The organism is Cryobacterium serini, from assembly GCF_004404025.1.
In the GTDB taxonomy this organism is placed as follows: domain Bacteria; phylum Actinomycetota; class Actinomycetes; order Actinomycetales; family Microbacteriaceae; genus Cryobacterium; species Cryobacterium serini.
This window is the reverse complement of sequence record NZ_SOHN01000018.1, coordinates 71,467-95,206: the sequence shown is the minus strand read 5'-3', so window position 1 is coordinate 95,206 and position 23,740 is coordinate 71,467. Positions and strand designations below refer to the sequence as shown.

The following is a 23,740-nucleotide window of genomic DNA, read 5'->3' as shown; positions in this document are numbered from 1 at the left end:
GCAATACCATCTGCGTGAAGCTAGTTGGAACTTTTGCGCAGCACCGGTGCAATGGCGGCAATCGTTATGTGGTGCGTTTGCTGGCAACATTATTGGACCCGGTCAAGGCTTGGCCAGCCGCAACCGCTCATCACGAAGGAGATTCAATGTCGAATCAGAGCCACGAACCATGCGCACCAGGAGATATTGAGGTCCGCAGTCTGTCCGACCATGACTGGCGTGTCGGTGATCGCCGGTGCCACGAAAGGTCACCGAAAAAGGTCCTCGGTTACATCGGAAAACGTGGTGCTGCTTTTGAAGTCATGAACAGAGAGGCACCGCGACGACATGTACTGTTCGATAATTTCGAGTCGGCGGTCGCTTCGTTTACGTCAGACGTCCGGACGTAGTTTTTATCCACGGCGTTGACGTCAACTTGCCCATTCATTCACCTTCGGAGCCTGACGCTATCGTGTTAGCGCGGCTGGGTCCAGATGAAGCCGGAGCGCTCAGTGCCTGGCGCTAAGCACCAGGCGTATCAGGTCGCCGGTCTGCTCATCGAGTGGGACCAGCCGCGAATGGTTCAGGCTCGGTTTCAGGGGATGAATCTCCCAGATTTGTCTCTTCGAACGATTGATCTTGACTCCTCGGAGGTCTGTGATTTGAGACACACAAGACCCAAGTCGTCGGCTAAGGGATCGTGGCCGCCGCTACCTGGATGTGGCCGCCGCGCAGCGACGCGGAGCGAACATCCACACCTTCACGTTCGATGACGGTCCACGGGCGAGCGTGGAGGTCGGCCCCACCAACCGAGGCGGCCAGCCGCACGAGTGGAGAAAACATCCGGGCGCGGCCGACGGGCAGCTGCATGTCCACGATGCCGGCGTGACCGCCGGGCTTGAGCAGCGCCCGCATCCGATCCCAGGCCGGGTGCCAGTCGTCGAAGACACTCATCGCATAGCTGGAGAACACGGCATCGACGAGCCCGCCCGACGGTGCTGGGAGTTCCTTCGCGATCTCATTCGGATCGAACGTGGTCGCATCCGCTTTGACCAGGCACACGCATGTCCACCCGTTGGCTTCCACTCGGCGGTGGGCCATCTCGAGCATTTTCGGGCTGCGGTCCAGCCCGACCACGGTGCCCGACGGCCCGACGGCCTCCACCAGTAAGGCAAGGTTCAGGCCGGTGCCGCAGCCGAGGTCGAGGACTGTGTCGCCGGCACGCAGATGCAACAGCGCCACACCCGCTTGTCGGCCGGCTCGATATACGACACGTTCTCCGGACAGCGCATCGTAGAAGCGGCCCGCAGCCTCGTAGACATTCACCATGAGTGCTCGACCGGCCTTTCGTTCCCATCAGCCTAACCAGCCTCGCTGTCGCTGAACGCAGCGCAGACCGTCTACGCTCGCAGACATGATTGAAACGCACGTGTGGGACCTCGTCGTTATCGGTGGAGGAACGGCGGGTCTCGTGGCCAGCCGCACCGCAGCCGGGTTCGGGGCGAGGACTGTTTTAATCGAGGACAACCGCCTCGGTGGGGACTGCCTGTGGACCGGCTGCGTGCCCTCGAAATCTCTAATCGCCGCAGCGGATGCCGCCACGACGGCCGGTTCGTCGGCAGGCCTCGGGGTGAGCGTGAACGATGTTGTCGTGGATTTCGCCCGGGTGATGGAGCACGTGCAGGCCGCCATGTACGAAATCGCTCCGGTTGATTCTGAGGAGGCGCTGGTGGGGGACAACGTCGAGGTGGTGCGGGGCCGGGCACGTTTCACCGGCCCCGACACCGTCGACGTCGACGGTCGCGAGCTGCGGTTTCGGCAGGCCTTGATCGCCACCGGCGCCTCGCCGGGACTGCCGGCTATCCCCAGGATCGACTCGGTCGATCTACTGACTAGCGAAACGTTCTGGGACCTGCGTACTTTTCCCGAGCGGCTCGTCGTGCTTGGCGGCGGGGCGATCGGTTGTGAGATCGCCCAGGCGATGGCTCGTCTCGGATCGGCCGTGATGCTCGTAGAGATCGGGCCACGTATCCTGCACGAGGAGGACGAAAGGGCCAGCGCCATCATCCACGCCGCGCTCATTGCGGACGGCGTGGACGTGCGCACGAACTCCAGCGTGACCAAGGTCTTTTCAACCGATCGCCGCGCAGGCACGTTCACCCTCAGCGACGAAAGCACCCTGTCTTTCGACCGGGTGCTTGCTGCGCTGGGCCGCCGCCCGAACACCGCCGGTCTCGATCTGCAGCTTGTGGGAGTGCGACTCGATTCTCATGGCAACGTCGTTGTCAATTCCCGGCTGCGCACCTCCAACCCTCGCATCTGGGCTGCAGGGGACGTGACCGGGTTGCCCCGGTTCACCCACACCGCCGGAGTAAATGCCAGCGTGGCCGCGACCAACGCAATCCTCGGCCTGACCCGCAAGTTCGACAGTGCGGTGGTCCCCCGGGTCACGTTCACCCACCCGGAGGTAGGCGCCGTCGGCCTGCAAACCAAAGATGTGACCGGAGGCCACCGCGTCGTCACCTGCGACCACGAGCACGTCGACCGGGCTGTGACGGAGTCGAAAACGGGTGGCTACACGCAGCTGGTCGTGGACAAACGCGGCCGAGTGCTCGGCGGCACCGTGGTGGGTCCCCGCGCCGGAGAAACTCTCGGCGAGATCTGCCTGGCGGTCAAGAACCGGCTCACCACGAGCAATATCGCCGGAACCACGCACGCATACCCTACCTATAACGATGGCCTCTGGAATGTGGCCGTGGCCGATGTACGCCGCCGGCTCAACTCCGGTCTCGTTCTGGCGGCGACGCGCACCCTCCGACGGTTGCGGAGTGCGCGCCTGCGGTGAAATCGGCAGCGCGACTGGGCGTCAGCGCAGTGCCCGGTAGTCGACGAATATCCCTTGGACGGTGCTGACACCCACGAAAACGGTTCAGACGACCGCGATCTGCCAAGCGAAGAACGAGAAAACCAGCCATAGTTTCTCCACGGTAATCGTCTCCGCGCCCTCGACGATGCGGCGGAAAAACGAGAGGAAGCGTCCGTCGTCGATCTACCGATTCGTGCGTTGCCTTTAAAGACCACCTATATTGCGAAAGAGAGTCAGCAACACGCGAGCTTGAACCGTCGTCCCGATTGCGTACGCCCCGGCCCTTCCGGACACTTTCAACTAGTCGTGGAGATGAATGAGAAAGGGGCACTCCTGAAAGTTAAGTCATGGAGCCTTGGCCCTCCACAAACGGATCCTCGAGTCGGTGGCTGTTCTGCCCGTGAATTTAGACGCATTTTGCAAGGTCCACTGGCAGCACGTTCGAGGCGAAGAAAGTGCGGCAGTAGGCGAGAGCCGCGAAGCCGATCAGATACGCCGCCGCATCTCGAAGTGGGGAGTCCTCGCCGCCCTCGCTCGCAAGCTCGAGGGCATGACGCGCCTCACTGAGGTCGACCCCATAGCTGGAAAGTTCCACGAACAACCGCGCGTCCAGGGAATCCGGGATCATCACGAACTCGAAGGCTGTCTCTCCACCATTGCTCACAAGACCGTCATCGTGGATGCTGTGAGCCGAAGCACCACCGCAAGTCCGATGCGATGCGCAACTATTTTCTGGCATGATACCGTCCACGATGTTGATCGGGGCATGAACGCATGCAACTGGGGGTTCGACGCAGTGAACTGCTTGCCCGCAACCACCCGGGCCGCGATCCGCCTATCCACCACCGTGACCTAGATCAAGACGGCGTTTTCTAGCGAACGTCGCAACACTCGATCAAATGTGGGCTGTTTTCTTGAGCCTATCGAAGTGCGTTTGGGATGGTTCCCAATTGGGTGATTCGCGGGGTCGAGCGTTGATCTTGGCGGCGACTTCAGCCAGGCGTTCGGGGCTGTGGTGGTTCCGGTTGGTGCCCTTGGGGAAGTACTGGCGAATGAGCCCGTTTGTGTTCTCGTTCGAGCCTCGTTGCCACGGCGAATGTGGATCGCAGAAGTAGACGGGGATCGTCGTGTCCTCCATGAACTGAAAATAATCGGCCATCTCTGCTCCTTGGTCCCAGGTCAGCGATTTGCGGAGGTGCGCCGGAAGAGTGGCCATCCATCGCCGTGCCAATGCGTTCGCGCACGGTGACGGCATCGTGCCTGCCGCCGAGATGCACAAGCATGAGGAACCCGGTGGTGCGTTCCACGAGTGTGGCGATAGCCGACGGCAGCACACCTCTTCAATTCACCCGATCGGGCCACGTCGTAGTCGGCGTCGACACTCACAAGTATGTGCACGTCGCTGCGGTGATGGACAGTATTGGCGGGATCCTCGCGTCAATGACCATCGCGACGGATTCAGTATCTCGACGCCGAGACCAAAGAACTACACACCATGATCGAGGACCTCGTCATGCGCACCGCACCCCAGCTCCTCGAACCCTTCGGCATTGGCGTCGACATCGCAGCCGAGATCCTCATCGTCGTCGGTGACAACCCCGAACGCGTGAGATCCGAAGCCGCCCTTGCCAAGCTCGCCGGCATCAGCCCGATACCGGCCTCGTATGGAATGACCAGTGGCAGACACCGAATCAACCACGGCGGCCACCGGCAACTGAACGCCGCGATCTATCGTGCCGTCATAGTCAGAATGCGATTCCATCAGCCCACCATCGACTACGTCGCCCGCCGCACTGCCGAAGGAAAATCCAAACGAAACATTATCCGATGCCTCAAGCGCTACGTCATCCGCGAGGTTTATCACCTCGTCAACCCGGCCCAAAAACCTGCCCAAATCGCCAGTTGACGACTCTCGGGGCATCAATGCTGTTGCCGAGAGTTTTTTTCTCCCACATGAAGACCGAGGTGCACTACCAGCAACACTTCGCCAACCACCTCGCCGCTAGAACCGCAGTGATGGAATACATCGAATCTTGGTACAACCGGCATCGACCTCATTCCCACAACGGAGGGCTACAACCCGCGGCTGCGCTGGCCGCTCACCGCGACCGCTACCAAAAAGCTACGACATAGAAGAAAAACACATCAGATTGTCTCAATAACTTGACGGGCTCAAATAGACCCCTGCGACGTCGAGGGAGCCCTTGAACTTGTCTGACGCGAGGACGATCCGTGGGGGAGCCTATGTGCGCCCTGTCATCGTGCTTCGACGAGCCGCGTTGCGACCGAGATTTCGGTTGCAATCTCGGCGCCGAGAGAGATTGTAGTTCCGGAGCCACCGAGGTCGGGGGTGAGCGCGTCTCCACCGCGAGTAAGTACTCTCTCAATGCCTTCGAGAATCGCAGCGCCGGCCGCGTGCTCGCCGAGGTGGTTGAGCATCATCGAGGCGGACCAGATCTGCCCGACTGGGTTGGCGATGCCTTTTCCGACGATGTCTGGAGCTGAGCCGTGTACGGGCTCAAACAGGCTGGGGTAGATGCGCTCGGGATTGATGTTGCCGGAGGGCGCAACACCGATGGTGCCGGTGCAGGCAGGACCCAGATCGGACAGAATATCGCCAAAGAGGTTGGAGGCGACGACAACGTCGAACCAGTCGGGGTGAAGCACGAAATTCGCCGTGAGGATGTCGATGTGGAACTTGTCTACGGAGATGTCCGGATACTTCGCGGACATCTCCTTGACCCTCTCGTCCCAGTAGGGCATCGAGATCGAGATTCCATTGCTCTTCGTGGCGGAAGTGAGGTGCTTGCGCTCGCGGCTCTCGGCCAGTTCGAACGCGTACTTCAGGATGCGGTCGACGCCGGTGCGGGTCATCACGGTTTCCTGCATGACGATCTCACGGTCGGTTTCAGGGAACATTATGCCGCCGACGGAGGAGTACTCGCCTTCGGTGTTCTCGCGCACGACGTAGAAGTCGATGTCACCGGGAAGACGGCCGGCGAGAGGACTCTTGATCCCAGGCAGTAGCCGCACAGGCCGCACGTTCGCGTACTGGTCGAAACCGCGGCGAAACTTGAGCAAGCTGCCCCAAAGGGAGACGTGGTCGGGGACGACATCGGGCGCGCCGACGGCCCCAAAGAAGATCGCGTCGTAACCTTTGAGCTCATCGAACCAATTGTCCGGGAGCATCTTGCCGTGCTTGAGCCAGTAGTTCGCCGATGCGAAGTCGTACTCGGTGTATTCCAATTCGAAGTCGTGGTTGGCGGCCACAGCGTCGAGGGCCTTGATTCCTTCAGGAACCGTTTCTACTCCGATGCCGTCGCCGGGGATGACGGCGATGCGGTGAGTACGTGTCATGGGACGGCCTCCGTTGCTCTTCCCGAGATGAACCCGGACTTGTCGGAACGACCAGTGCGACGTCCTCTGAATACGACAATACGGCGCAAGAAGCAGCGGAAAAAGCGGCTGGAACGCAAGCCATTCTTTCCGCTGGCGCAATATGCTGAAGCAATGCCTGAAGTTTCCGCAATCGACGACCTGGAGTTCTTTGTCACGATCGCCCGCTCGCCGAGTCTCACCGCGGCAGCACATGAGTGGGGCGTCTCACTCTCGGCGGTGAGTAAACGGCTCACGAGGTTGGAGGCGCGGCTCGGCACGCAGTTGGCGCAGCGCAGCACCCGTCGGCTTTCGCTCACGGAGGCGGGAGGGCGATATGCGGAGGGGGCGACGAAGCTCATGGAACAGCGCGCTGACCTCGAAGATTCGATGTCTACTGACCACTCCGAGATCCACGGCCGTATCGTTGTTCACTCCACTATGGGACTTGGTCGTGCGCACATCGCCCCTCTATTGGGTGAGTTCGCCAGGAGGAATCCGGGCGTGCAGACCGAGCTCACTATTTCGGACAGGCCGTTCAATATCATCGGAACAGGCATCGACGTTGCGGTCCGAGTTGGGCAATCGCCAGATTCGCGGCTGAAGATGCGTCGGCTCTACACCAACACGCGCATCGTCTGCGCCTCTCCGGGATATCTCGCGCGCCACGGCGTGCCGCAGACCCCGGAGGATTTAGCGCAACACAACTGCCTCATCTTGAAGGAGAACGACAACGACTACGCCCTCTGGCGTTTCGGGCTCGGCGATGATCAGCGTACCGTCCGCGTCACCGGCAGTCTGGGCAGCAATGACGGAGACGTGGTGGTCAACTGGTGCCGAACCGGCCACGGGCTCATTCTGCGCTCCAGCTGGCACGTCACCCCGATGCTCGCATCTGGGGAACTCGTGCAGGTATTGGCGGACTTTCCTCGCCCGCCGGCGGATATCCACGCAGTGTACTCGGCAGCCGCCCACCAGCCCCAGCGCATAGAGCTCCTGCTGGAGGATCTTCGCACCGGCCTGACAGAGCGCCTGGACGCGGCGAACGTCGACAAGACCTAACCTTGCCGACGTCCGAAGCCTTCGTGGTCGCTCGGTCAGGCTATGGGGTGGGCGAGGCGTGCCGCGGAGACGGCAGTCGTCACTCTGCCGATGCGAGTTGAGTTTTGCGCGAATGGCATCAAGACCATGCGGTTGAAGGCCGAAAGCATCGCGACGTCCCCGGTGCCACCGAGTCCGCTGTGCCAAACAGTCACTAGGGACGCGTCGATCGGATACATCCCAATTCGCCTTCCCACGAAGAACCCAGTCGCCGCCATTGCGACCACCACTGAGACGCAGACCGTAACGTAGCCCACCGAGAGGACACGCATGACGCTGTCTAGGGGCACGTAAAGCATACCCAGACCGATCATGGTGGGGTAGCTGAAGTAGCCGGAGATGACCTTGTAGACACCCTGCACCGACTTTTCGACTGAGTCCGGGAAGACATTGAACACCGTCTGACCGGAGCAATCCTCAACCACAGGCGATGCGCGAAAATCAAATTCGAATCCGGTCGGGGACTGTTGTACATTTAAAAAATGTCCCGAGTTCGTGCCAAAGACACCGAAACACGTGCCACCGAGCCCGCTTTCGCGCTCTTCGACATGTTTCGGATCAGCCTGGCCGGCGTACAAATCAGTGGACGCGTGTCACGCCGTACCACGGGCGCCGCCCGGCCGGCCCTGCTGCTGTTGCACGGGCATCCAGAAACACACCTAATCTGGCGGCATATCGCCGACCGTCTGGCCGAGCACTACACCGTGATCATTCCCGACCTGCGCGGCTATGGCGACTCCCATGCCGCAGTGTTCGCCGCCGGCAGTGACACGACGCACGCCGGCCACAGCAAACGCGCCATGGCCCTGGACCAGGTGCGTCTAATGGAACATTTCGGCGCAGAACGCGGCTTCACGACGTTCGCCGTTGCCGCGCACGACCGCGGAGCCCGGGTGGCGCACCGGCTGCTCGTCGATCACCCCGGCGCGGTGACGCGCGCCCTGCTGTTGGACATCGCCCCCACCGTCGACATGTACGACGGCAGTACCCGGGCATTCGCCGAGGCGTACTTTCACTGGTTCCTGCTGATTCAACCGTATCCGCTGCCCGAAGCGCTCATCGAAGCAAACCCGCGCGGCTACGTGGAAAACGTTATCGGTGGCCGCTACGCCGGCCTGGCCCCGTTCCCAACCGAGATTCTCGACGCCTACGTTGAGGCACTCAGTCGGCCCGGTGCCGTGCACTCGATGTGCGAGGACTATCGCGCCTCGGCGACGATCGACCTGCACCATGACCGAGCCGACCGTGCGGCCGGCCTCGTGATCGAGACCCCGATCCACCTGCTCTGGGGCCGTCACGGCGTGATCGAGACACTCTTCGACCCGCTCACACTCTGGGGAGCCCTGGCCTCGGCGGTCACCGGGCATCCGGTTGACTCGGGGCACTACCTGCCCGAGGAAGTCCCCGACGAGATCCTGCGCGAAATTCTCGCCTTCGTCCCCGCACTGCCTAACACCACGACCCGCCTGATCCCCGGCTAAACCCGAATCAGAACTGAGGAGAGAGACGATGACGTCTGCCCAGAATCCGCGCGATCCCGCTGCACCCGCCCTACCGTCCGTCCTCGCCGAGCACCACGACGACACCGCCCCGGGCCTGCGCGAAAGCGCGGAACCCCGCACCGTCATCACCCGCAAGCGCATCGGCCTCGTGGTCGGCCTCGTGTTAGGCGGGGTGATCTACTCGATCCTTCCCGCGGATCTCGATCAGAATGCCCGTTTCACCGCCGGAGTCGCCACACTGATGGCAGTCTGGTGGATGACCGAGGCACTGCCGCTGGCCGGAACAGCGCTGGTACCCCTCGTGGCCTTCCCCGCGCTGAACGTTGCCACCATCGAAACGGTCGCGCCACCCTATGCGAACCCGATCATCTTCCTGTTCATGGGCGGATTCCTGCTCGCCCTGGCGCTGCAGCGCTGGAACCTGCACCGCCGCATCGCGCTGCTCACCGTGCTGCTGATCGGCACGAAGCCGCGGCAGCTCATCGGTGGCTTCATGATCACCACCGGCTTCCTGAGCATGTGGGTCTCCAACACCGCCACCGCAGTCATGATGCTCCCCATCGGCATCTCGGTGCTGGTGCTCGTGGCCAAGTCCGGCACCGACGGCAAGGCCCCGAAGAACTTCGGCATCGCCCTGATGCTCGGCATCGCCTACTCCGCGTCGATCGGGTCGCTCGGCACCATCATCGGCACCCCGCCGAACGCCCTTATGGTCGGCTACCTCGCCGAAACCCACGGCATCAACATCGGCTTCGGCGAGTGGATGCTCGTGGGCGTTCCCATGGCCATCGTCTTCATGGCCATCGCCTGGTTCCTGCTCACCTTCGTTTTCTTCAAGCCCGAGATCACCGAGATTCCCGGCGGCCGCGAAATGATCCAGGCCGAGCACCGCAAGCTCGGCAAGCCCAGCACCGGTGAGAAGCTCGTGCTCACCGTGTTCGTGCTCGCCGCTGCCGCCTGGATCTCGGTGCCGCTGCTCTGGCCTGAATCCAACATCGCCGACGCGGTCATCGCGATGGCCGTCGCCCTAGTGCTCTTCGTAACACCGGTGAGTTTTCGCACCGGTGTGCCGCTGCTGACCTGGGGCAGCGCGAAGGCGCTGCCGTGGGACATCCTCATTCTCTTTGGAGGCGGCCTCGCCCTGTCCTCGCAGTTCAGCGCCACCGGTCTGAGCATCTGGGTCGGCGAGCAGGTCGTCGGTCTCGGTGTGTTGCCGGTCGTAGTGATCATCGCCGCCATCGCCGGTATCGTGCTGCTGCTGACGGAATTGACCAGCAACACCGCCACTGCGGCGGCGTTCCTGCCGCTGATCGGCGGCATCGCCATCGGCCTGGAACTGGACCCGATGCTGCTCGTGATCCCGGTGGCGATCGCCGCCACGTGCGCGTTCATGTTGCCGGTGGCCACGCCGCCCAACGCCATCGCGTTCTCCTCGGGCTACATCGAGATCGCGCACATGCTCAAGGCTGGCGTCTGGTTGAACCTGGTCGCCCTCGTGCTCACCACCCTGGTGACCATGACCCTCGCGGTCTGGGTGTTCGGAATCGTCTACTGATGTGACCGGGCCGGCTACAGGGATGACACCTCACCCCTGCGCGCCGGTGGGCACGAGGTCATCGATCACGGGCCGCAGAGTTACCACCCACTCGACGACTACCCGGCGGCGCCTTGCGATCCTAACCGGAGTCAACAGTTCGAGCCTTTTGGGGCAGCCTCGTCACCGGAGGGGCTGGTGAAGATGTTATCGAGGGTGGCGCAGCCTGGTTGGGCGGCGGACGAATCCGCTGGTGTGGGCCGGGCGCACACCGGCACATTTCGGGTGAAGGACGACCGGATTCTTCCCCTAGTGGGAACCACTCTCGATGCGTGCGCGATGGACCTGATAGCGAAACCCTGGACGCATTGCCGGAATTCACGATCACCGTTTCAGTGATCCAACCCGTAAGATGTCAACCTATATGAGGTTCTCTTTCGAATGATTCTTCGAATCAATCTGGCCGAGCGTCTTGACATGATTTCTGGGGCGGGGATACCGTGAAGACGGTTACCCACCAAGAGCATCTGCTGCGAGGATTATAATTGTGAGTTTATCGGGAAAGACACAACAACCGCCCTCGATTGTGAGCGCGCGGCCGCAACGTGAAATGTGGTCCGGGCGGAGAGTGTTCATTCTTGCCGCTATCGGGTCCGCCGTGGGACTGGGCAACATCTGGCGCTTCCCCTACGTTGCCTACGAAAACGGCGGCGGGGCGTTTATTATCCCGTACCTGGTCGCCTTACTCACTGCCGGAATACCGCTACTTTTCCTCGATTATGCCATCGGGCACCGATTCCGTGGATCGCCTCCGCTGGCAATGCGGAGACTGCATCCCAAAGCCGAAGCCATTGGCTGGTGGCAAGTAGGAATCTGTTTCGTCATTGCCGTGTACTACGCGGTGATCATTGCCTGGGCCGGCATGTACTTCATATTCTCTTTCACCACAGCTTGGGGCGAGGACGCCGCGGGTTTCTTTACCGGCGAGTTCCTTCAGGTCAGCGATCAGGTGAATCTGGGTTTCGACTTCGTGCCCTCCGTGCTCATTCCGCTGATTCTCGTGTGGGGCGTGGTTATCGCCATCCTGGCTTTGGGCGTGCACAAGGGGATTGCCCGTGCCTCCATCGTGTTTATGCCGTTGCTGTTGATCATGTTCCTCATTCTGGTCGTCCAAGCGCTGTTCCTTGAGGGGGCCTGGACCGGACTGGACGCGTTCTTCACGCCGGACTGGACCCGGCTCGGTGACAGTTCTATCTGGGTGGCTGCCTATGGGCAGATCTTCTTCTCGCTGTCGGTGGCCTTCGGGATCATGATCACGTATTCCTCCTACCTGCGGCGGAAAACTGATCTGACCGGTTCTGGGTTCGTCGTCGGCTTCGCCAATTCCGGCTTCGAGCTGCTGGCCGGCATCGGGGTCTTCGCTGCCTTGGGATTCATGGCGGCATCGAGCGGGGTTGGTGTGGACGAAGTCGCTGTCAGCGGTATCGGTCTGGCATTCATTGCGTTCCCGACCATCATTGCGCAGGCGCCGGCGGGCGTTCTGTTGGGAGTGCTGTTCTTCGGTTCGCTTGTGTTCGCCGGTCTAACATCGCTGATCAGTATCGTCGAAGTCATCATTGCCGCCGTTCAGGACAAGTTAGGCTGGCGGCGGGTAAAGGCAGCGCTGGTCGTCGGCATCCCTATTGCCCTGATCTCGATCCTGCTGTTTCCAACGACGACGGGACTGAACCTGCTCGATGTGACCGATGCCTTTGTCAATAGCTTCGGAATTGTAGCCGTCGCACTGGTGGCCGTGGTGGCCATGTCTGCTGGGTTCAGTGCACTTCCTCGGCTGCGCGAGCACATCAACGCAACGTCCTCGGTCAAGCTGGGCCGCCGTTGGCAGGTTTTCATCGGCGGTGTCACTCCGGTGGTCCTGGGTTACATCCTGATCGACACCCTCACCACCAGGATCAGCGAGGGCTACGGCGGTTTGCCAACCTGGTTTGTCGGCGTCTTCGGCTGGGGCATGGTGATTGCCTTGGTACTGATCGCCTACCTGCTTTCGAAGATTCCGTGGAGCTATCGATCCGCCGCTTATGAGAAAAATATCCATGAACCGATCCTGGATGCCGAACTCGATGCGAATGAATCGGCCATGGATAAGACCAGGGGTGGCGAAACTGGCCTACCCGAAACCGCCGCATCAGGATCCGTAGCCGGGGAAAGGAAGAACGCGTGAGTACCTCCGCGGTCGTCATGATGATCATCGCTCTGTTGGCCGTATGGGGAGGTCTGGGGTTGGCCCTGCTCAATCTCAAGCGGCATCCGGAAGCCATCGACGACGAGGAAGCCGACGCTGTTTTGCACGACGGCGCTTCCGTGTCACCATTACGATAAGTTCGTGACCCTCAAAGTGGCGTTGATTCGCCTGCGGCTGAGTCGGTTCGCCAGATCGGCTTTTCGAGGATAGGCCAAGCACGCCCTGCTGCCCGGAGCGGGCCACCTTCGCATGGGCTTGAGGATGCGCGCTCGCGCGACGACGGCCGCGAGCAGCAGTTTTCTGAGAGCGACTAAAAGTTGGCACCCGGATCCCGAAGCCACCTGTTCGTAATGCCACAAATCCGCGTTGCTCGGTGGCCGGGAGTGCGGTGCGACTGCGGCGTGCTTTGTCCCTCCGCCGCGACGGGTTCCTTCGGTGAGGGCGTCGTCGCGGAAGTTTATCGAGGAGCACTGCGCGGGGCTTGAGGGATTCAAGGCAGTTGTCCCCACGCTCGATCACGACTCGGTTCTTCGAGCAACCGGACTCACGACAATCGTCGTAAGTTCAATGCCGCGTTCCCAGGAAATGATGGCGTCGTGTTATTGAGTGTGCGGAGATGTGCGTCGCGTTCGCTTACGCAAGGTGGGACCTTGGCCGAAAAATGTTTGTTGGCAAGAAACATTTTCTGACGTCGGTGTGTGAGGACGGTTTATTCAGTGCACGAGGGGAGAGCTGGCGATTGACAGGATGCCGCCAGCGACGATGTCGAGAACGAGGACGGAGACTGCTCCTGTGACGGCTGTGCGGGCTGCCCAGCGGCGTTGAACACGTGTTGCGGCGGCGACTGGTGACCTGGACGACGGAGAAAACGGGGGCGCATGAGCGCGTGAGAACATTGATGCTAGCCAGCGCAGGTAGTAGAACAAGCTCGCCACGCTGTTGATTACGGCGATGACTGCGAGCCAGGCGAGGCCTCCGTCCCAGGCTGCGGCGAGTGTGGTGAGTTTGCCGATGAACACGATAGTCGGGGGTGTTCAGCAGTCGGCGAACGTCGTCTTGCCAGAATGCGGCGAGGTTTCCGAGTGTCATGCTTGCGGCGGCGAGAAGCCCGACCAACAGTGGCCAGTCGATGCTTGCCGGGATGATGTCGAGCAGCCGGTAGGCCGCAATGAGAGCACCGATCTTCGAAACGGTGGTGAGGAATGCTGCGACAGCCGTGCCGGACGCTTGTGTCGCGTCCGGAATCCAGAAGTGTCCCGGCACGCCGCCAGCCTTGAACATCAGTCCGCCGAGCACCCCGACAACCCCGGCGGCCACGGCGGCGGCGGGGCATCGACGAGAGCAGGCCCCAACTGGCGGTACGAGGTGCCTCCGCCGACTCCGAACAGCATGGTGATGCCCAGCATCATCATGATTCCGAGCAGCGCGCCGAGCAGATAGGTCTTCATTGCGGCTTCGACGGCACTAGTGGAACGACTCATTCCGATGAGGGCATATAACGGGATCGAGGTGAGGAGGTACCCGGTCACTAGGATGAGGAGGTCGCTCGCGCCGGACAGGAGCATCGCGCCGAGGGCGGCGAGAAGCAGCAGGGCGTATGTCTCACTTTCCCGACGCGCACCACTGAGCTCCTCGATTCCAAGCACGATGACGAAGATCGTTGCCAGGGCAATGATGATTCGACCGAAACCGAAACCGAAACCGAAACCGAAACCGGAGCCGACGTCCACGGCGAAGCTCGCCTCGAAAACCGTCGTCGACGGCTGCGTCATCCCGGCTGCGGCCGCGACCACACTCGCCAGCAGCGCCAAGATGGCGATCCACCGGGTCGCGACTTGGCGGTTCCGGGGGAGGAACGACCCGGCGAGGAGCGCGACGATCGCCCCGCCGAGAACGAAACCTTCCGGCAAAAGGGCGAGAGTGTCCAGTGCTACGTTCACGGGCAACTAACGGCTGACCAGGTTGACGACTACGGATGCTGCGGGTTCGATGATGTCAAGTAGAACCCCGGGAACACCCCGATGACAACCGAGAGAACCAGCAGCGAACACGCAAAACCGTTCTCCTGGCCTCAGACTCCGCCGGAGACTGCGGCGTCGATGTAGTCGATTCCCTTTTCAGCGAGAAGGGCCGCGTGCACGAAATCGTCGCTGAACGGTTTGCTGCCAACGGCATGCCGCCATGGGCGGGGGCTATGTTGGGTGGAGATGGAAGCGGCATCGGAGCTGGTCGAGGTACCGCTAGTCCGGACCGCTCATCACGAAGGAGATTCAATGTCGAATCAGAGTCATCAGCCGTGCGCAACGAAAGATCTCGAGATTCGCAGTCTGTCCGATCATGAATGGCGTGTGGGTGATCGCCGCTGCCACGAAAGGTCACCCGAGAAGGTGCTCGGTTACATCGAAAAACGTGGTTCTGCTTTTGAAGTCATGAACATAGAGGCGCCGCGACGGCATGTCGTATTCGATCACTTCGAGTCGGCGGTCGCCTCGTTTGCGTCAGTCTCTCCGACTTAGATTTTGTCCACGGCGTGACACCAACTTGCCGAATCGCTCAGCTCCGAGCGCGAGGTTCTGACGCGTTCACGCTGCGGGGTCCAGATGAAGCAGAAGCGGCTCAATCCAAGCCTTCCCCGGTGCCAAGCAGCGCACGTATCAAAAGTGCGACTGTCTTACTTTGAGGAGAGAGGACATCGCGGGAGCCCTACTCATTAGATTCTGCACTAGGCACATTATTACTCGTCGTAATCCACCATTATCAGTCATATTGCCCGACAAGTAGATAGACGTTCGACTGCTATCAGTAGACCACTGGAGGTGAGCAGTTTGACGAATCTTGCTGTGCAAGCGGTGCCGCCTGCTCGCATCATCCGTGATGCGCATGCTCGTCCTGTAGAACTTGGAATCAGCGACATCGTTGGTGCTTTGCAGTCCCAACTTGGTCAGGTGCTGCTCGGAGTGATGCTCACGAAGAACGCGCGGACTCTCATACGGTGGGCCAACGGAACGGTTGGCATCGACTTCACCGACGGCGGGGCACTGTGGATAAATCCCGTCTCGACGTTGATCTGGACTGCTCGCGGGCGCAGACTACAAGTCAGAGCGGAAGAGGGCGTTGTTATGGTGGACAGGATCGGCGATATCTGGGGCACCAGGACGCCCTTTGCCCGAGGCGAGAAGTGGCCGGTGCGTGTTGATCAGAAGTTGGCTGATGGTCTCGGTGAAGACGACGTTGATCGTTGGGTGCAGTCGGCTTGCACGCTGTGCAGCAATGGCTGCGCGTGCGACATCGCGGTGAAAGACGGGCGGATGGTCGGAGTGCGCGGTCGCGCCATCGACATTGTCAATCATGGGCGACTCGGGCCGAAGGGCCTCTTCGGCACTTGGCAGAGTATGTCGAACGAAGACCGGCTGACTCGTCCGCTCATCCGGGTCGGTGGCGAATTGGTCGAGACCGACTGGGACACGGCGATGTCCCGGATCGTCGAGCGAAGCAGGAAGCTCTTGGCGGACAAGGGTCCGCTGAGCCACGCCTTCTATACCAGCGGCCAATTGTTTCTCGAGGAGTACTACGCGCTGGCAATTCTCGGTAAGGCCGGTATCGGCACCCCGCACATGGATGGCAACACCCGATTGTGCACGGCGACCGCGGCTGCGGCGATGAAGGAGAGCTTTGGTGCGGATGGCCAGCCTGGTAGCTACGCCGACATCGACGAATGTGACGCAATGTTCCTGTACGGACACAACATGGCTGAGACGCAGACGGTGCTGTGGGCGCGGGTGCTCGATCGGATCGCCGGGCCCGACCGGCCACGTATTGTCTGTATCGACCCGCGTGAGACTGAGGTGGCGCGGGTCGCGGACGTGCACCTTGCGGTGCGTCCAGGGACGAACCAGGCGCTGATGAATGGTCTGATTCGGGAACTGTTCACGAACGGATGGATTGATGAGGCCTACATCGCGGCCCACACCATCGGAGTCGACAGATTGCGGGCCATCGTGGAACCATGGACGCCAGAGGCAGTAGCTGAGACCTGCGGTGTCTCGGTCGACGATGTGCGAGAAGCTGCACAAATTTTCGGCACGAGTGCCCGGGTGCTCTCCACCGTTTTGCAGGGCTTTTACCAGTCGGCGCAGGCAACCGCGGCATCCTGTCAGGTGAACAATATGCACTTGTTGCGAGGAAAAATCGGCGCGCCAGGAAACGGGGTGCTGCAGATGAACGGCCAGCCAACCGCGCAGAACAACCGGGAGTGCGGGGCGGATGGAGACCTTCCCGGATTCCGCAACTGGGAGAATTCGGAGCACGTCCGCGAGCTCGCGACACTGTGGGACGTTGATATTTCGGTCATTCCGCACAAGGGTCCACCAACCCATGCGATGCAAATCTTTCGGTATGTCGAGCAAGGCAGCATCGAGTTTCTTTGGATCTCGGCGACGAACCCGGCGGTCTCGATGCCGGAATTGGAACGTATCCGCGCCATCCTCGGCCAAGAGAGCGTCTTCCTCGTCGTGCAGGACCTCTATCTCACCGAAACAGCGCTGTATGCCGATGTCGTGCTGCCGGCCGCGGGCTGGGGCGAGAAAACAGGAACTTTCACCAACGCAGATCGTACCGTGCATCTCTCCGACAAGGCCGTCGAGCCGCCCGGTGAGGCAAGGAGCGATCTGGACATTTTTCTTGACTACTCGGCGCGGATGAATTTCCGCACAAAGTCGGGCGCGCCACTCCTCGACTGGACTGGGCCGGAGGATGGATTCCACGCTTGGCAGGACTGCAGCCGAGGCCGCCCGTGTGACTACACCGGCATCACCTACGAGCGACTTCGAGGCGGAAGCGGCATTCCATGGCCGTGCAACGACGAGCATCCGGACGGAACCGTTCGACTTTATGGTGACGGCATCTTCGCCACCGATCCAGACGATTGCGAAACGTTCGGCCATGACCTGCTTACCGGTGCCTCGGTCGGTGAGCAGGCGTTCCGTGCGCTGGAGATTCACGGGCGCGCCGTTTTCAAGGCTGCATCCTATGTACCACCACTCGAAGAGCCGGATGCCGACTTCCCGTTGCGCTACACGACAGGTCGCACGGCGTACCAGTTCCACACGCGCACTCGCACCGGTCGTGCCCGGCAGCTAAACAACGCGGCACCGTCGGCGTGGTTGGAGATCTCGGTGTTGGATGCTGGCCGTCTCGATATCTCGGAGGGTGACACTGTACGAGTCACTTCTCGTCGCGGTGAACTTCTCGTTCCCGCCCGCGTCAGCAATGTGCGCGAGGGTACGGTATTCGCACCGTTTCATTACGGCTATTGGGATTTGAAACGGTCCGGTCCGGACGGTCACCCCACTGCGGCCAACGAACTGACGATGACGGAGTGGGATCCGGTATCCAAGCAGCCCCTGTTCAAAAGCGCGGCTGTGCGGGTGGAGAAAGTAGCGGACGGTACCGGGCCGTCACCGGCTCCAACGACCGCAGCATCCCGGCCTGCAGATGTCGGCGGCGTGCCGGTCACGGCCGGCGGCGGGGACGCCGAAGCGTCCGAATCAATATCTCCGATCGAACTGCCCGCCATCGCACCCGGGCTTGGAAACTGACGCTGTTCCCTGCGTGCCCCCGAATACTGGCTACGGTCTAGCGGCGCTGTGCCAACTCATTCCGCTAGGTCACGGCGTTTTCTAGCCAGAGCCCCGCCGTCATCTACGAGGGCAAGAACGCGCGTAGTGGAGGATGAGAAGATCATAGCGAAGCCCTGAGCGGGGTGCTGATAACCCGCGTGGAACCATGAAATATACACCCGCGGGAGCAGCCCGCTGCGCGCGGGCTGAGGCATACCTAGTGGCCTTTTCCAGCGACTGACACCCCGAAATCGCCCGTCAGGCGGGCCGACCGGGTTACACGATTTCCCTTTCGAGGGAGCCATCTGGGTTTTTAGCGTTCGCGTCAAGGGGGACTGAGCTAAGCGGGCGGCAGAGACCGCACTCGCGAGTGCAGTCCCGCCCGCCCGCTCGTCCATGTGGCTTTCTCGAGCCCCGGGTTTGGTGAAGGCTCGGTTAGACCCGTGTCTGCCGGTCCGCTCCGCGAGACGATCGCAAGTGTTAGGAAAAGCTATGACCTCCTCGACGTCATGCAGCGCTCAGACAACGAAGAGCGTCAGTGGATCCTTCACGCCGAAACCGTTCCGGAGCTTCGCCACGCTCCGAAACGGTTACTCGATCCGCAGTTTCAAGTGAAGACGCTCACGCCACCTGGACCAACCAACAGTCCCACGACGATGAGTACGATGCCCCAGAGAATCTGGCGTCGAAATAGCGCGAAAATGCCTGCAATTACGAGGATTACCGCAATGATCCAGAGAATTGTTGCCATGGTGCTGCTCCATTTCATTTAGCGCCAACGGGCCGTACGCCCACAGCGGTTTTTGATCTGTTAAAGCGAACGTACGCCCTGCTCAGTCTCTGACCACTGTGTTTTATCCAGAATGTTGTGGAGTTGATTCTCTGTGCCGCAATCTCACCGAAGATGACCGGCATGGAGCTCCGTACGTACCAGTACCGATGTGTCGGCTGCAGCTGAGCGGAAACCCTGATCAAATTCGATTTGCCTTGTAATCAGGGAGACCGTCATAGACAGGCTGGCGTTTGAAAAGCCGTGCCGATTTGCCGCGGCGCGCTGACTACGAGCGATGCCGATGATTCTGTGGTCGTCGACGTTCCCAGGTGTCGAGGATGTGCGAACGCATCGCGGCCTCAGCGGCATCGGGATTCGCCGCGTCGATTGCAGCGAAAACCTGCTCGTGCTCGTCGAGGGTGAGCTTGAGCTCGCTGGGGAGGCTTTCAAATCCGGCAAGACGTGGCGCTGAATGACTGAATGCAACACCTTTCCACATTCGCGGGGTCAAAGGCGTTCTATGAACAATTAGCGCCCCAACGAGCTCGTGCACGAAGAGGTCGTGACCATACTTAAGCTCCTCGGCAGTGATCATTCGTCGGTGTTGCAAGTCGGCAGAGTGACCAGATTTGCAGGCGCCAGATTTTCAACCAGCCCTGCTCTCGCGACAGCGTTTCAACGGATTCACCGACCACTGCGCCGCTTAAGGAGCCGGTTGATCAGTTGTGTGTTTATCGCGCCCAGCCCGAGGATAGGTGCGACTGCGTGGCGGCTAACGGCGACCACAATGGGAGCATCAAATTCCGCTGGGCTGATATCAAAACTCGGTCCCAGTTCCCCGACAGGTAGACCCATCCGCGCGAACAAATCTTGAACGGACCAGGCGCCTCACACTGGGAGCCAACCTGGTCAAAGTAAAACCGCTCAGCCGTGTACACCCTTTCTCGATTGTGTGGTTTCTCAGAATCCATAGGTTACGACACAGAGATCGTGAGACATGCACATCGGGGTCGGGGAAGGTCACCCTTCTACTCGCGGTCGCGCGCCTGTCCCAGAGCCCCGTCTTCCCGGTCCGTCTTCCCGGTCCATCTTTCCGGTACAGCGGACGTCCATTCTCCCTGAGAAGGCTAGCCCCGGCGCCACGAATGGCCTACCTTGGTGGCAGCGGCATGCCCTGGAGGCCAATTCATACCGACGAATGTCGGCGGGCACCGCTATCGACTAGGGAAGCTCACCGTGGCATACAACGTCGCACAGAAACTCATCGCATCGCACCTGGTCTCCGGGGAGATGGTGCCAGGGACCGAAATCGGCCTGCACATCGACCAGACCCTCACCCAGGACGCGACCGGGACCCTGGTCATGTTGGAGTTGGAGGCGTTGGGACTGGATCGCGCGCGCACGGAGGTTTCCGTGCAGTACGTCGACCACAACCTGTTGCAGGCCGACAGCAAGAATGCGGAGGACCACGACTTTCTCCGCTCCGCCTGCCAACGGTTCGGCCTGTGGTTTTCGAAGGCCGGCAATGGGGTGTCACACCCCACGCACATGCAGCGCTTCGGCATCCCCGGCAAGACGATGGTCGGCTCCGACAGCCACACCCCGGCCGCCGGCTCGCTGGGGATGCTGGCCATCGGCGTCGGCGGCACCGAGGTAGCCCTGGCCATAGCCGGTGAGCCTTTGTACATCAGGATGCCCGAAATTTGGGGCGTGAAGCTCACCGGACAACTGCCGCCGTGGACCAGCGCCAAAGACGTCATCCTCGAAATGCTGCGCCGGCACGGCGTCAAGGGCGGCGTCAATCGGATCGTCGAGTACTACGGCCCCGGCCTCGCCGCCCTGACCGCGATGGATCGGCACGTGATCGCCAATATGGGCGCCGAACTGGGCGCGACCACCACCGTTTTCCCCGCCGATGATCAAGTGCGAACCTTCCTGCGCGCCGAACAGCGCGAGCAGGATTTCACCGAACTGCTCGCGGACGAGGATGCGACCTACGACGTGACCGAAGAGATTGACCTGGCTGAGATCGTGCCGTTGATCGCGCTTCCCAGCTCGCCCGGCAACGTCGTGCCGGTACGCGAAGTGGCGGGGCGCCCGGTGGAACAGGTCGTGATCGGGTCCTCCGCGAATCCGGGCCTGCGTGATTTCGCGATCGTTGCCGCGATCACGAAGGGGCGGCAGGCATTCCCAGGCCTGTCCCTCGACGTCAATCCCAGCTCCCGGCAGATTCTGCAGGACCTGACCATCATGGGGGCCACCCTGGATCTGATCGGGGCGGGCGCCCGGCTGCATCAGTCCGGCTGCATGGGCTGCATCGGCATGGGCCAGGCCCCGGCGAATGGCAGCATTAGCCTGCGCACGATGCCGCGCAACTTTCCCGGTCGCTCGGGCACACAGGAAGACTCGGTCTACCTGTGTTCGCCTGAGACTGGGGCCGCCGCCGCGCTGACGGGACAGATCACCGATCCGCGGGACCTGCCCGGGCTCTTCGGCTTGGAATATCCCCAGATCACCCTCCCGGCGGTGTCGAGCGTGAACCTGGCGATGCTCGAGAAGCCCTTACCGCCGGAGGAATCCATCGGGGTGCGTCTGGTCAAGGGTGAAAATATCTCCTCGCTGCCGGTCTTCGGACCGCTCTCCGAGCACATCGAGGCACCCGTCGCCCTAATCGTGGGCGATGACATTTCGACGGATGAGATCCTGCCGGCGGGTGCGCGCGTGCTCCCTTTCCGCAGCAACGTCCCCAAGCTCGCCGAATTCACCTTCGACCAAGTCGACCCGACCTACCCGACTCGCGCCGCCCTAACCCGGGATACGACCGGCCACATGATCGTCGCCGGGGCCAATTATGGGCAGGGCTCCTCTAGAGAGCACGCCGCGATCACCCCGCGCTTCCTCGGACTGCGGGTGGTGCTGGCGGTCTCGTTCGCACGCATCCACTGGCAGAACCTGGCCAACTTCGGCGCGCTGGCGCTCCAGTTCGCGGATGCGGCTGATCACGATCGCATCTCGCAGGATGATGTGCTCGTGCTCGACGGGATTCGGAAGGCTCTCTCGAACGGAACGGAGATCCTCGTGCGCAACACAACCCGAGATGAGGTCTACTCCGTGCGCCACGAACTCTCGACCCGGCAGATCGAAATGCTCCTCGTCGGTGGCCTCATCCCGTGGCTGCGCAACCGGAGCGCGCGCGGAGTCGCCATTCCTGTGGAAACCAAATAGGCTCACGCCGTTTCATTTTGCTGCGAAATTTCGTTCTGTGACGGTGACCGTCTCGGCGCACACGTGACGGTGAGCTAATTGACCTCTAACTCAATCGCGGCACTAGGCGCCCGGACCGCGCGGAAAACGGAGATCTATCAGTATGAGATGCTCGAAAATCGAGCGGACTCCAGGCGCTGGCAGCGTAGCCAAATCCGAGCCGAGAACGGGGGCACCGACCAGCCACGCGCGGCAATCACAGCACCGTTGACACGCGCGCAGCGGTAGCGGAGCATGAAGGAAATGAAAGTTGAGAACGACACATGCAAAAGAAGTCGCTCACCGCACTCGTGCGCCACCATCTCAATCACGCACGGGAGGCGTCCAGTGGTCGCAGTGCGGAGACCGTGTACGGCGGCCACGTACACGTCCTCCGGCAAACGCTGATCGCTCTCCGTTCCGGGAAACGCCTCGGAGAACACGACAATTTGGCTGAAGCGACCGTGCAGGTCCTTGAGGGGCGGGTCGTTCTCACCTCGGGTGGCGCATCGTGGTCTGGATGGCGCGGGGACCTGATCACGATGCCGCCGGGCCGCAACTCGCTGGAGGCTGTCGAGGACGCGGTCATCCTGCTCACCGTAGCCAAGCTCATCGCTCCGGCGCGGCGTCCTGAGCTGTTTGCACTCGGCTGGCCGATTGCAGATGGGGCCGTTGACGAGACGGCCGCGGGGGCGGAAAACATCGTGCTCGACGCCCGCACCATTCCGCACGCTATCCGGCACGCGGCCGTCTTTGGGGCGCTCGACGCCGTTATACCGGGGTTCGCCCTGGACGTGATCGAACCGCACGACCCCCAACGGATGCTGGCGGAACTTCAGCATAGCCAGCCCGACACTTTCGACGTGAGCTACATCGAACGAGGCCCGGAGTTCTGGCGAGTGCGCTTCCGCCGCGCCTAACCCTCAGTAGGACGGCTGCCGGGCAGCCCCTTGTTGTTGTCGGGCGAGTTCGTGGCCCGGTGTGTCCCTCAGCGGCCTACATCGACTTGGTTACAGCCAGCCGGCTAGCGCGCAGTGTGTCATTGCACCGAGATTTCGCCCCGGGGCTGCTCGCGTTCATTGCATTGTCTTTGCTCGGTGCATTGATTCTGGCCGGGGGAGCACTGTTTACCGGTTCCATCGACCGCGCCCCAAAACACAAAAACCACCGGCGACACGGCCCCGTCAATGAATCGCCAATACAACCCTACGAACACGCCGCATAAACCAGAAATCGCTCCTGAGAATCCTCAGGAGCGATTTCTTTTTGTTCCGACCGGGCCGTTTCGTGAACAGTTTCGGGAACGGCCCTTTGGTCGGGCTGACAGGATTCGAACCTGCGACCCCTTGGAGGTTTTTGCCTTCATTATGTCGTTGCCGACTGTCTCCGAAAGCCCGCGGATTCCCTTGTGTTTACAGGGAACCGGGCGGTTCGCTGCTTCCAATTGTACGTCATCGTTTTAGGTCATTTAGTGATGAATGTGATGGGTAAATGATGACCTTGTGAAC

At 61.3% G+C, this 23,740-nt stretch carries 19 protein-coding genes, 1 tRNA gene and 2 pseudogenes; 11 read left to right on the top strand and 11 right to left on the bottom strand.

Features of this window, described 5'->3' with window-relative positions; genetic code table 11:
- Positions 1 to 669 precede the first annotated feature (669 nt).
- Complete coding sequence (locus tag E3T51_RS14975) at positions 670 to 1,308, bottom strand: class I SAM-dependent methyltransferase (RefSeq protein ID WP_134530552.1); 639 nt, start codon at positions 1,306 to 1,308, stop codon at positions 670 to 672.
- 85 nt (positions 1,309 to 1,393) lie between these two features.
- On the opposite strand from E3T51_RS14975, the gene E3T51_RS14970 reads away from it, so the two are divergent.
- Positions 1,394 to 2,824 carry a dihydrolipoyl dehydrogenase family protein gene (locus tag E3T51_RS14970; RefSeq protein WP_134530551.1) on the top strand — a complete coding sequence of 477 codons (1,431 nt, stop codon included), beginning with the start codon at positions 1,394 to 1,396 and terminating at the stop codon, positions 2,822 to 2,824.
- A 427-nt stretch (positions 2,825 to 3,251) separates the two neighbouring features.
- On the opposite strand, the gene E3T51_RS14965 is transcribed toward E3T51_RS14970, so the two are convergent.
- Both E3T51_RS14965 and E3T51_RS14960 read right to left on the bottom strand, forming a co-directional pair.
- Entirely contained in the window at positions 3,252 to 3,509 is a 258-nt protein-coding gene (locus E3T51_RS14965) for a hypothetical protein (RefSeq protein ID WP_134530550.1), read from the bottom strand.
- A 231-nt stretch (positions 3,510 to 3,740) separates the two neighbouring features.
- Positions 3,741 to 4,170 (bottom strand): annotated as a pseudogene (locus E3T51_RS14960) (IS30 family transposase); the annotation flags it as partial.
- A gap of 170 nt (positions 4,171 to 4,340) precedes the next feature.
- Between E3T51_RS14960 and E3T51_RS14955 the strand changes: the two are divergent.
- Positions 4,341 to 4,751, top strand: a complete 411-nt coding sequence (locus E3T51_RS14955) for a transposase (RefSeq protein WP_198417884.1) — start codon at positions 4,341 to 4,343, stop codon at positions 4,749 to 4,751.
- Positions 4,673 to 4,978: an IS3 family transposase gene (locus E3T51_RS17570; RefSeq protein WP_134530548.1), complete on the top strand. Its 306-nt coding sequence runs from the start codon at positions 4,673 to 4,675 to the stop codon at positions 4,976 to 4,978. The genes E3T51_RS14955 and E3T51_RS17570 overlap by 79 nt, the downstream gene beginning before the upstream one ends.
- 123 nt (positions 4,979 to 5,101) lie before the next feature.
- Here the strand turns inward: E3T51_RS17570 and E3T51_RS14945 are convergent, their stop codons facing one another.
- Positions 5,102 to 6,202 (bottom strand): tartrate dehydrogenase, encoded by a 1,101-nt coding sequence (locus E3T51_RS14945; RefSeq protein WP_104191282.1) that lies wholly within the window; start codon positions 6,200 to 6,202, stop codon positions 5,102 to 5,104.
- Positions 6,203 to 6,229: 27 nt separating this feature from the next.
- Between E3T51_RS14945 and E3T51_RS14940 the strand changes: the two genes are divergently transcribed.
- Complete coding sequence (locus tag E3T51_RS14940) at positions 6,230 to 7,282, top strand: LysR family transcriptional regulator (RefSeq protein ID WP_241989366.1); 1,053 nt, start codon at positions 6,230 to 6,232, stop codon at positions 7,280 to 7,282.
- A gap of 35 nt (positions 7,283 to 7,317) precedes the next feature.
- Here E3T51_RS14940 and E3T51_RS14935 read toward each other — a convergent pair whose 3' ends face one another.
- The gene (locus tag E3T51_RS14935) at positions 7,318 to 7,719 is read right to left on the bottom strand and encodes a 2-hydroxycarboxylate transporter family protein (protein WP_277613346.1); all 402 of its coding nucleotides are present in this window, start codon (positions 7,717 to 7,719) and stop codon (positions 7,318 to 7,320) included.
- 84 nt (positions 7,720 to 7,803) lie between these two features.
- Here E3T51_RS14935 and E3T51_RS14930 point away from each other — a divergent pair, with 84 nt between their 5' ends.
- From E3T51_RS14930 to E3T51_RS14915, 4 genes are all read left to right on the top strand, one after another.
- On the top strand, positions 7,804 to 8,802 hold the full coding sequence (locus E3T51_RS14930) for an alpha/beta fold hydrolase (RefSeq protein WP_241989365.1): 999 nt from the start codon (positions 7,804 to 7,806) through the stop codon (positions 8,800 to 8,802).
- A gap of 28 nt (positions 8,803 to 8,830) precedes the next feature.
- Positions 8,831 to 10,378 (top strand): SLC13 family permease, encoded by a 1,548-nt coding sequence (locus E3T51_RS14925; protein ID WP_104191278.1) that lies wholly within the window; start codon positions 8,831 to 8,833, stop codon positions 10,376 to 10,378.
- Between the two features lie 589 nt (positions 10,379 to 10,967).
- Entirely contained in the window at positions 10,968 to 12,578 is a 1,611-nt protein-coding gene (locus E3T51_RS14920) for a sodium-dependent transporter (protein WP_134530641.1), read from the top strand.
- Positions 12,575 to 12,736 carry a methionine/alanine import family NSS transporter small subunit gene (locus E3T51_RS14915; RefSeq protein WP_134530545.1) on the top strand — a complete coding sequence of 54 codons (162 nt, stop codon included), beginning with the start codon at positions 12,575 to 12,577 and terminating at the stop codon, positions 12,734 to 12,736. Before E3T51_RS14920 ends, E3T51_RS14915 begins: the two co-directional genes overlap by 4 nt.
- 576 nt (positions 12,737 to 13,312) lie before the next feature.
- Here E3T51_RS14915 and E3T51_RS17250 read toward each other — a convergent pair.
- The 3 genes and pseudogenes from E3T51_RS17250 to E3T51_RS17355 all read right to left on the bottom strand — a co-directional run bounded on the left by E3T51_RS17250 (position 13,313) and on the right by E3T51_RS17355 (position 14,539).
- Positions 13,313 to 13,618: a hypothetical protein gene (locus E3T51_RS17250; protein WP_241989381.1), complete on the bottom strand. Its 306-nt coding sequence runs from the start codon at positions 13,616 to 13,618 to the stop codon at positions 13,313 to 13,315.
- A 76-nt stretch (positions 13,619 to 13,694) separates the two neighbouring features.
- A pseudogene (locus E3T51_RS17360) lies at positions 13,695 to 13,880 on the bottom strand (proton-conducting transporter transmembrane domain-containing protein); the annotation flags it as partial.
- Positions 13,880 to 14,539 carry a proton-conducting transporter transmembrane domain-containing protein gene (locus tag E3T51_RS17355; RefSeq protein ID WP_255453245.1) on the bottom strand — a complete coding sequence of 220 codons (660 nt, stop codon included), beginning with the start codon at positions 14,537 to 14,539 and terminating at the stop codon, positions 13,880 to 13,882. The pseudogene E3T51_RS17360 and the gene E3T51_RS17355, both read right to left, overlap by 1 nt.
- Positions 14,540 to 15,718: 1,179 nt before the next feature.
- On the opposite strand from E3T51_RS17355, the gene E3T51_RS14905 reads away from it, so the two are divergent.
- Complete coding sequence (locus E3T51_RS14905) at positions 15,719 to 18,196, top strand: molybdopterin oxidoreductase family protein (RefSeq protein ID WP_134530640.1); 2,478 nt, start codon at positions 15,719 to 15,721, stop codon at positions 18,194 to 18,196.
- A gap of 628 nt (positions 18,197 to 18,824) precedes the next feature.
- On the opposite strand, the gene E3T51_RS16850 is transcribed toward E3T51_RS14905, so the two are convergent.
- Together E3T51_RS16850 and E3T51_RS14900 are read right to left on the bottom strand one after the other, a co-directional pair.
- Positions 18,825 to 18,968, bottom strand: coding sequence for a GPGG-motif small membrane protein (locus E3T51_RS16850; protein ID WP_166806505.1), 144 nt, complete (start codon positions 18,966 to 18,968; stop codon positions 18,825 to 18,827).
- A gap of 307 nt (positions 18,969 to 19,275) precedes the next feature.
- On the bottom strand, positions 19,276 to 19,488 hold the full coding sequence (locus E3T51_RS14900) for an FCD domain-containing protein (RefSeq protein WP_198417882.1): 213 nt from the start codon (positions 19,486 to 19,488) through the stop codon (positions 19,276 to 19,278).
- Positions 19,489 to 20,225: 737 nt separating this feature from the next.
- Between E3T51_RS14900 and E3T51_RS14895 the strand changes: the two genes are divergently transcribed.
- Entirely contained in the window at positions 20,226 to 22,214 is a 1,989-nt protein-coding gene (locus E3T51_RS14895) for an aconitate hydratase (RefSeq protein WP_134530543.1), read from the top strand.
- 302 nt (positions 22,215 to 22,516) lie between these two features.
- Positions 22,517 to 23,152: a DUF2249 domain-containing protein gene (locus E3T51_RS17445; protein WP_134530542.1), complete on the top strand. Its 636-nt coding sequence runs from the start codon at positions 22,517 to 22,519 to the stop codon at positions 23,150 to 23,152.
- 392 nt (positions 23,153 to 23,544) lie between these two features.
- Here E3T51_RS17445 and E3T51_RS16845 read toward each other — a convergent pair.
- Positions 23,545 to 23,629, bottom strand: a tRNA-OTHER gene (locus tag E3T51_RS16845).
- Positions 23,630 to 23,740: the final 111 nt, after the last annotated feature.

Bases quoted from the DNA above. Each gene is read 5' to 3' on its own strand.
- E3T51_RS14975 (WP_134530552.1), bottom strand. From the start codon at position 1,308: ATGGTGAATGTCTACGAGGCTGCGGGCCGCTTCTACGATGCGCTGTCC.
- E3T51_RS14970 (WP_134530551.1), top strand. From the start codon at position 1,394: ATGATTGAAACGCACGTGTGGGACCTCGTCGTTATCGGTGGAGGAACG.
- E3T51_RS14955 (WP_198417884.1), top strand. From the start codon at position 4,341: ATGATCGAGGACCTCGTCATGCGCACCGCACCCCAGCTCCTCGAACCC.
- E3T51_RS17570 (WP_134530548.1), top strand. From the start codon at position 4,673: ATGCCTCAAGCGCTACGTCATCCGCGAGGTTTATCACCTCGTCAACCC.
- E3T51_RS14945 (WP_104191282.1), bottom strand. From the start codon at position 6,202: ATGACACGTACTCACCGCATCGCCGTCATCCCCGGCGACGGCATCGGA.
- E3T51_RS14940 (WP_241989366.1), top strand. From the start codon at position 6,230: ATGAACCCGGACTTGTCGGAACGACCAGTGCGACGTCCTCTGAATACG.
- E3T51_RS14930 (WP_241989365.1), top strand. From the start codon at position 7,804: ATGTCCCGAGTTCGTGCCAAAGACACCGAAACACGTGCCACCGAGCCC.
- E3T51_RS14925 (WP_104191278.1), top strand. From the start codon at position 8,831: ATGACGTCTGCCCAGAATCCGCGCGATCCCGCTGCACCCGCCCTACCG.
- E3T51_RS14920 (WP_134530641.1), top strand. From the start codon at position 10,968: ATGTGGTCCGGGCGGAGAGTGTTCATTCTTGCCGCTATCGGGTCCGCC.
- E3T51_RS14905 (WP_134530640.1), top strand. From the start codon at position 15,719: ATGGTGGACAGGATCGGCGATATCTGGGGCACCAGGACGCCCTTTGCC.
- E3T51_RS16850 (WP_166806505.1), bottom strand. From the start codon at position 18,968: ATGGCAACAATTCTCTGGATCATTGCGGTAATCCTCGTAATTGCAGGC.
- E3T51_RS14900 (WP_198417882.1), bottom strand. From the start codon at position 19,488: ATGTGGAAAGGTGTTGCATTCAGTCATTCAGCGCCACGTCTTGCCGGA.
- E3T51_RS17445 (WP_134530542.1), top strand. From the start codon at position 22,517: ATGCAAAAGAAGTCGCTCACCGCACTCGTGCGCCACCATCTCAATCAC.